Origin of the sequence: Streptomyces albiflavescens, assembly GCF_014645835.1 — a bacterium.
Lineage (GTDB): Bacteria > Actinomycetota > Actinomycetes > Streptomycetales > Streptomycetaceae > Streptomyces > Streptomyces albiflavescens.
Genome location: NZ_BMMM01000044.1, coordinates 2,114 through 3,572, shown reverse-complemented (window position 1 = coordinate 3,572; position 1,459 = coordinate 2,114). Strand labels below are relative to the sequence as shown.

The 1,459-nt window shown below is 65.3% G+C and carries 2 protein-coding genes; both read right to left on the bottom strand.

Translation table 11 applies throughout. The features are described from left to right. A partial coding sequence (locus tag IEY95_RS48430) for a transposase (protein WP_189192730.1) occupies nucleotides 1-294 on the bottom strand: 294 nt, incomplete at its 3' end. Between the two features lie 172 nt (nucleotides 295-466). Further along, nucleotides 467-943, bottom strand: coding sequence for a VOC family protein (locus IEY95_RS48425; RefSeq protein ID WP_189192729.1), 477 nt, complete (start codon nucleotides 941-943; stop codon nucleotides 467-469). Nucleotides 944-1,459 lie beyond the last annotated feature (516 nt).

The following is a 1,459-nucleotide window of genomic DNA, read 5'->3' as shown; positions in this document are numbered from 1 at the left end:
GATGCGGTCGTAGGACTCCAGCGCGATCTGCTTGAGCTTGGCGAAGGCGCCGAGCCGGATCCACTCGTCGCGGCGGTTGCGAATCGTGGTGGCCGAGCAAGTCGTGTCGGCGATCGCCTGGTAGGAACAGCCGAATCGCAGCAGTTGTAGCAGCTTGTCGAACACGATCCGGTCGCTGATACGCGGGCGGTGGCAGCCCAGCGGATGCGTCGGCGCGTAGGTCGGTCGCTCGGGCAGCAGAGCAGCGAATTGGCTCCAGAGTGGTTCGGTCAGCCATGATGGAAGTACAGGCACAGGTCCCCCGGTGATCACAGAGCGTTGCAACTCCATGATCGCCAAGACCTGTGCCTGTACTGCTGCCGGGATACCACCACCACGCCTATCTGCGCGGCCTCTTAAGGTTCAACGGTGCCAGTCGTTGTGTTGTTTGGTCTTGATCCGTCGCACCTTGGATGCTGGCGTAGTGTCAGCGGCCGGGTGCCCGCTGCTTGACCTCCTGCAGTACCCAGCCGTTGCCGTCCGGGTCGCTGAAGGTGGCGTAGGAGGCGTAGGAGGCGCGCTCGGGGTGCGGACCGGCAAGTCGTTCCTGTCCGCCCTCGGTCTGGTGAGTGACCTGACCGTCGGCGTGGCCGTGGTACAGGAGCCCCCCGGCGTCATGGAAGATCTCGCTCACCTCGATGCCGCGGCCGAGCAGCTCCGCGCGGGCTTCCTCGATGTCGGAGACGATGAGGTACAGGCCCTGAGATGAGCCCGGCGCGGCGGGGGTGAGCCCCTTGCCGAAGATGATCGAGGCCTCAGAGCCGGGCGGCGTAAGGTGCACCAGGCGCCAACCGTCATGCGGAGCTGCATCGACGTCAAGGCGGAATCCCGCCTTCTCGTAGAAGGTCTTGGCCTGGTCCACGTCGGAGACGGGAACCACGACGAGTTCCAGCTTCAGTTCCATTTCCATCCACTTCCAGGAGCGCGGGTTCCGGGACAACCAGTCGTCACCGGTTTAGATGGTGACGAGCATGCCAGTCGTGCCGTCACCCGTCAAGGGGGTGATGGAAAAAGTGTCTGCGCGAGCGCTCGCTGGTGCATGCCTTGCAGGAGGGTGTCAGGACTGTTAGCGGTGCGAGGGTGTTGCTCCAGTCCCGGCTCGGTGTTGCTGAGCTGTCGTAAGGCTGAGCAGTGGGCGCCTTCCGGGGGGCCCAGGATGGGCCATGGGCTCGGGTGGGTTGCAGTCATCGCTGACGGGTGCAGTCGCGATCTGCCGGCCATGAACAAGTGGGACCGGAAGCTGGGCGCGACGCTGCCGGGGTTCGGCGATCGGGCGGGCCGCGGCGTTGATCCAGGTTTTATGTAGGCGGTTCGGCGTCGAGGGCAGGGCATGCCGCTTACTTCGGTGAGCAGGTGTGGACCCGTTCTAGGGCCCGTGTCGGAAGTGGCGTCGTTCGCCCGAAGGGCGGGCCTCGCGGCG